The sequence below is a fragment of the Frigoribacterium sp. CFBP 13605 genome (assembly GCF_014839405.1).
Taxonomy (GTDB): Bacteria; Actinomycetota; Actinomycetes; order Actinomycetales; family Microbacteriaceae; genus Frigoribacterium.
This window is the reverse complement of record NZ_JACYNS010000128.1, coordinates 1-6,158: the sequence shown is the minus strand read 5'-3', so window position 1 is coordinate 6,158 and position 6,158 is coordinate 1. Positions and strand designations below refer to the sequence as shown.

Genomic DNA, 6,158 nt, shown 5'->3' with positions numbered 1-6,158 from the left:
CGCCCGCCCCTCCGCCGCCCACCCACGGACGGGTCCGCCGCGCACCCACGGACGGGTCCGCCGCGCACCCACGGACGGGCGGGCGGGCCTACCGTGGCGCGCAGCACCCACCCGCGCACCCGGAGGCCCCCATGCCGTCACCCTGGCTCGACGCCGCTCCCGACGTCACCACCGACAGGATCGACCCCGAGACCGTCTACGACGACGTGATCGTCGGCGGGGGCCTGACCGGACTCGTCACCGCCTTGCTGTTCGCGCGTCGCGGTCACCGGGTCGCCGTCCTGGAGGCGCGCACGGTCGGCAGCGTCGCGAGCGGCAGCGGGTCCGCGTCGATGTCGCTGCTGCAGGGCAGGCAGCTCCAGCGCATCCGCACGAACACCTACCAGAGCGTCGTCGACGCCTACGTCGCGGCCAACCGGGCGGGCTTCGACTGGATGGTCGACTACCTCGACGAGGCCGGCGTCGAGGTCGAGCGCCGGGACGCCTTCAGCTACGCGACGACCCGGGCCGGGCTCGCCACGGTCGACGACGAGTACCTCGTCGCGAGGAAGGCCGGCCTCCCCGTCGTCAAGGAGTTCGGCCTCGACCTCCCGTTCGGCACGACCGGCGGACTCCGGTTGCCCGACCAGGCGCAGTTCGACCCCGTGCAGGCGATCGTCGCGCTGGTGGCGGACGTCCGGGCGCTCGGTGGCGTCGTCGTCGAGGGGGTGCGCGTCACCGGCGTCGACGCGACGGACCCGACGGTGACCCACAGCGACGGTCCCGACGTCCGCGGCCGCCGCGTGCACGTCACGACGGGCAGCCCCGTGCTCGACCGCGGCCTCTACTTCGCCAAGCTCCGCAGCGAGCGCTCCTACGGCCTGGCCTTCGAGGGCGTCGACGACCTGCCGGACGGCATGTACCAGGCGGTCGACGGTCCCACCCGGTCGTTCTCCGCGGTGGGCGACCGCCTCGTGACCGGCGGCAACCGGCACCCGGTGGGTCGCGCCTCCTCGACGATCGCGATGGTCGACGACCTCGCCGAGTGGACGACGCGCCACTGGCCGGGTGCGCGGCCGACCCACTCGTGGAGCGGTCAGGACTACGGCACGCCGCACCACGTGCCGTTCGTCGGCTGGCTGCCGCGGGGTCGGGGCCGCATCTACCTCGCGACCGGCTACGAGCACTGGGGGCTGACGAACGCGGTCCAGGCCGCGATGACCCTCGTGTCGGACGTGCTCGGCGACCCGCAGCCCTGGATGACCACGCTGCACGGGCGGGTCACGACGCCGATCGCCATCGCGTCGGGGATCGGCATCAACGCGGCCGACGCGTGGTGGGCGGCCAAGGGCTGGGCCGGCGCGATGACCCGCCGTCTGGTCGCCGTCGCCCCCGCCGAGGGCCAGGGCGAGGTGGGCCGCTCGGGTGGCTTCGCCCCCGTCGCGCGCTCGACCGTCGACGGCGAGGTGTGCACCGTGTCGGCGATCTGCCCGCACCTCGTCGGCATCGTCACCTGGAACGACTCCGAACGGTCGTGGGACTGCCCGCTGCACGGGTCGCGGTTCGCCGCCGACGGCAGCGTGCTCGAAGGACCGGCGATCCGCGGCCTGCGTCGTCGCGGCTGACGCGCCGCCGGTCCGTCGCCACCTGGCCCCGAGACACGAGGAGGCGCTGGTGGCGTACCGGCGCGTCGTACGCGTAAACTGTCCCCAGCTTCACCGCCCGGGTGTTCTCCGGTCCGCGCCTCCTCCGGTGCGAGTCGACACCTCGGCGTGACGGGGCTTCGGGGCACGTGCCGTCGTCGGACTGCCCGCCACGAAGGTCGCCCGTCGCGAAGCCGGTACAGCTGTCCATCGCGCGGCACCCCGCCCCGCACGCATCCGGCGCGACCCTCTCGGTCGTCGTCCGTCCGGGTCGCCGAGCCTCTCGGCGTCCCGCGCAGCACCCTCCGCCGACACGGCGGCACAGCACCGTCGACGTCCCGCGTCGACCACGAGGAGGAGCCTTGGCTCGACCAGGCCAGCGTCAATCGGGTGGTACCCGCACCGCCCAGCGTCCGAACCGTCGCCGCGAGGTCGACAACGACGGGCTGATCCCCGTCCTCGCCCGTGCGGTGCGCGAGGTCGAGGCCGCCGCGCAACGCGGTCAGGTGAAGCCCTCGAGCCGCACCAAGTTCCAGGTCATCGCCCTGCTCATGCGCGAGGAACGCGCCCGGGTCAAGGTCGACAAGGCCATCAGCGAGTCCGAGCGCGCCGAGCAGATGAAGCGCCTCGACGGCGTCGCCCAGATCCTGGCCAAGACCGCCGCCCGCGACACGTCCCTGATCACCCTGCTGGGCGACGCGGCCACGGTCAGCGAGGCCGCCAAGACGCTCAAGCGCGACATGCAGATGTCGGCCGGGCTCGAGCTCGAGCCCGAGCAGCAGATCATCGTCACCGAGGCCGCGCCGGTCGCGCCGACCTCCGAGCGACAGGTCGTCCCGCAGTCGGTCATCTCGCGGCAGCTGGCGAACCCGTTCCTGCCGCCCGACTTCGCGCTCGCCGAGGTCGCCCGCGAGGCGCACCCGCGCCGGCTCGCGAACTGGGAGCTCTTCGGCCCCCTGTTCAAGTCCTTCGAGTACGGCGCCGGGGGAGGCTCGGCCTGCATGCCGCTGCCCGAGCCCACCACGGTCGACGCCCCCGCGGGCGCCACCCTGATGCACCACCAGGCGCAGCTCGTCGAGTCCGCCCGCCAGGGCCACCGCACCTACCTGCTCGCCGACGAGCCCGGCCTCGGCAAGACCGCCCAGGCCCTGCTCGCCGCCCAGGCGGCCGCGGCGTACCCGCTGCTCGTGGTCGTGCCGAACGTCGTCAAGACGAACTGGGCCCGCGAGGTCCAGCTGTGGACGCCGACGCGCACGGCGACCGTCATCCACGGCGACGGCGAGAAGCTCGACGCCTTCGCCGACGTGGTCATCGTCAACTACGAGGTGCTCGACCGTCACGTCGGCTGGCTCGGCGAGCTCGGCTTCAAGGGCATGATCGTCGACGAGGCCCACTTCATCAAGAACAAAGAATCGCAGCGGTCGAGGCACGTGCTGCAGCTCGCCCAGCGCATCCGGTCGCGCACCGCCCACCCGCTGCTCATGGCGCTGACCGGCACCCCGTTGATCAACGACATCGAGGACTTCCGCGCCATCTGGGAGTTCCTCGGCTGGATCGGCGACAAGAAGCCCGCCGCCGAGTTGATGGAGCGCCTCGAAGAGGTCGGCCTGACCCCCGCCGACCCCGGGTTCTTCTCGTCGGCGCGCGAGATCGTGATCGACCTCGGCATCGTCCGTCGCAAGAAGGTCGACGTCGCCTCCGACATCCCCGCCCGCCGCATCGCCGACCTTCCGGTCGAGCTCGACGACGAGGTGGGCCGGTCCATCCGCGACGCCGAACGCGAGCTGGCCCGCCGCATGGTGCAGAAGTACCGCACCGCGCTCACCACCCGCACGTCCGGCGTCCGCGTCGAGGGCATCGATCACGACCTCGTCCGCCAGGTCGCCAAGTGGGAGCTCGAGGACGCCAGCGCGTCGAGCACGGGTGAGAACGTCTTCAGCATGGTGCGCCGCATCGGTCAGGCCAAGGCCGGCCTGGCCGCCGACTACACCGCCCAGCTCGCCCGCAACGTCGGCAAGGTGGTGTTCTTCGCCAAGCACATCGACGTCATGGACGTCGCCGAGGCCACCTTCGCCAAGCGGGGCATCAAGTACTCCTCGATCCGCGGCGACCAGACCCCGGCCGTCCGTCAGCGCCAGATCGACGCCTTCGTGAACGACCCCGAGGTCGAGGTCGTCGTCTGTTCGCTGACCGCGGCCGGCGTGGGGCTCAACCTGCAGGTCGCCTCGAACGTCGTGCTGGCCGAGTTGTCGTGGACGGACGCCGAGCAGACGCAGGCCATCGACCGCGTGCACCGCATCGGCCAGGCCGAGCCGGTCACGGCGTGGCGCGTCATCGCGGCGCAGACGATCGACACGAAGATCGCCGAGCTGATCGACAGCAAGGCCGGCCTCGCCGCCCGGGCACTCGACGGCGACGACTCCGAGGTCGTCGACTCCGTCGACGTGCAGCTCTCGGCCCTCGTCGCCCTGCTCACCGAGGCCCTCGAAGCCTGACCCGCCCTCACCCCGCCGCACCGCGCCGCACCGCGCCGCACCTCGACGCACCGCGTTTCGTGCACGGCACCGCGACACACCGCCGCACCTCGACGCACCGCGTTTCGTGCACGGCACCCCGACTAGTCACGGTGCCGTGCACGATTCGCGGTGTGGACGCGCGGGAGGCCGGCTCGCTCGAGCCGTGTGACGATCCGCTGCGGACGCGCGAGATCGCGCCAGACGGTTCGTGTCACCCGGTTCACGTAGGGCAGCCCCCTCAGCCGGTCTTCACGGACCTTCTCGAGGACCACGATCTCCTCCGCCGTCAGCCCGTGCCGCATCTCGCGGTCGAGGTACTTCACGAAGCCGTCGAACTCGTCGTACACGCCGTAGGCCTCCCACCCGAAATCGGTGAACCCGATGAGCCCCTCGTCGTCGACGTGCCGTTCCTGGAGACGGGGCGCCGGGAATCCGAGACCGTCCAGGGCGACCCGGTAGACCGATTCACCGGCGGAACCGGCCAGGGGGCTGGCGAACTCGGCGACCCAGGAGGCGCGGGTCGAGCCCCGGACACGGTCTCGTCCCAGCAGGCACGCCTGGTACTCGGCCAGCGTGCACAACCGACGCCGCAGGCAGTGGTCGAGGACGGCCACGGCCTGGCTGCGTGTCCCGCTCAGAGCGACGTCCACGGCCGTCCGGGCCGGCGTGGTCACGAGGAGACCCCGATGAGGGGTGATCTCGTCCGAGAGCAGCGGTGCCGCATGTCTGGTCACGTGCGCACCCGTGTGGGTCCGGGCGCGCGCCGGGTCGGTCGTCGAGACGCGGGCGAGCGGCGGGCCGAGCACCGGCATGCCCCACACCGCGGCCGCCGAGGTGTGGGAGACGACGACCGCGTCACGCATCCGGCCGACCGCGGCCGCCGTTCGGACGGCGTGGCGTTCCTCGCGGCGCAGGCCCCGCCAGGCCGCCGACTCGACGTAGCGTCCGGGCGCGACGCGCACGAGTTCGCCACGCGCGTGGGCTCGGCGTTCCGACGGATCGTCGAACCGCGAGCGGATGAGGAGGGAACGAAGGTCTCGTTCGTGGGTGGTCACGCGTCGATCGTCTCGGGCTCGAGCGGACTCCGGGATCGGATCTCGCCACCCTGTGGAGGGATGCGGGGGACGGCGGAGCGCGGGACGAGAGGCCGTTCTCAGTCGAGGCGAGTTCGGTGGGTCGGAGAACACCCGACCACCGAAGGAGCACCCCATGCCCGAACTCTCCGGCTACGCCCACGTCGCCATCACCGTCTCCGACCTCGACACGAGCCTCGCCTTCTACGAGAAGCTGCTCGGCGCCGGCCCCGTCGGCCGCATCGAACTCGACGGCCTCGATCGCCGCATCTTCTCCGTCGGCAACGGGCAGATCCTCGGGGTGACGGCCTACACCGGGGGATCGAGCGCGGCCTTCGACCCGACCGTCCCCGGGCTCGACCACATCGGCCTGGCCGTGACCGATCGTGACGGCGTCGTCGCCTGGCAGGAGCACGCCACGTCGGTCGGCATCGAGTCCGACCTGGAGGACGTGGACTTCGGCCACGCCCTCATGATCAAGGACCCCGACGGCAACCAGATCGAGTTCTTCGCCCCGCCCGCACAGAGCTGACGGGCCGCCTGCCGACATCGCACCGCGATTCGTTCACCGCACCGCGACTAGACGGTGTGTGGCGCACGAAACGGGGTGCGGAGGCGCGGGGGCCTTTTACCCAGGACGCGCCGGACCGGGCCGCCTGCCGGCATCGCACCGCGTTTCGTTCACCGCACCGCGACTAGAGGGAGCGTGGTGCACGAAACGCGGTGCACTGCATGGCGGGTGCGGCGGGCGGTGCGCGAGGCGCGGGGCGCGGCTTGCAGAGACCGGCAAAGAGTGGCAGAGCGGGGGTCGGCCTCAGCGGTCGCGGGCGGCGGTGAGCAGCTCGCGTTCGTCGGCGGGCTCGAGCCCCGCGCCGTGGGGGCCGGCCGGGCCGGGACGCGAGAGTTCCCACGCGAGGGCGTCACGCAGCGTCTCGTCCACGGGGCGC

At 72.4% G+C, this 6,158-nt stretch carries 4 protein-coding genes; 3 read left to right on the top strand and 1 reads right to left on the bottom strand.

Annotated elements, in window-relative coordinates:
* The first annotated feature begins 131 nt into the window (after positions 1 to 131).
* Positions 132 to 1,604 carry an FAD-dependent oxidoreductase gene (locus tag IFT36_RS14655; RefSeq protein WP_200413510.1) on the top strand — a complete coding sequence of 491 codons (1,473 nt, stop codon included), beginning with the start codon at positions 132 to 134 and terminating at the stop codon, positions 1,602 to 1,604.
* A 380-nt stretch (positions 1,605 to 1,984) separates the two neighbouring features.
* Positions 1,985 to 4,117, top strand: a complete 2,133-nt coding sequence (locus tag IFT36_RS14650; protein ID WP_056048208.1) for a DEAD/DEAH box helicase — start codon at positions 1,985 to 1,987, stop codon at positions 4,115 to 4,117.
* Positions 4,118 to 4,239: 122 nt separating this feature from the next.
* Here the strand turns inward: IFT36_RS14650 and IFT36_RS14645 are convergent, their stop codons facing one another.
* Positions 4,240 to 5,193 carry a hypothetical protein gene (locus tag IFT36_RS14645; RefSeq protein WP_200413509.1) on the bottom strand — a complete coding sequence of 318 codons (954 nt, stop codon included), beginning with the start codon at positions 5,191 to 5,193 and terminating at the stop codon, positions 4,240 to 4,242.
* 154 nt (positions 5,194 to 5,347) lie between these two features.
* Between IFT36_RS14645 and IFT36_RS14640 the strand changes: the two genes are divergently transcribed.
* Entirely contained in the window at positions 5,348 to 5,743 is a 396-nt protein-coding gene (locus IFT36_RS14640) for a VOC family protein (protein WP_200413508.1), read from the top strand.
* Positions 5,744 to 6,158: the final 415 nt, after the last annotated feature.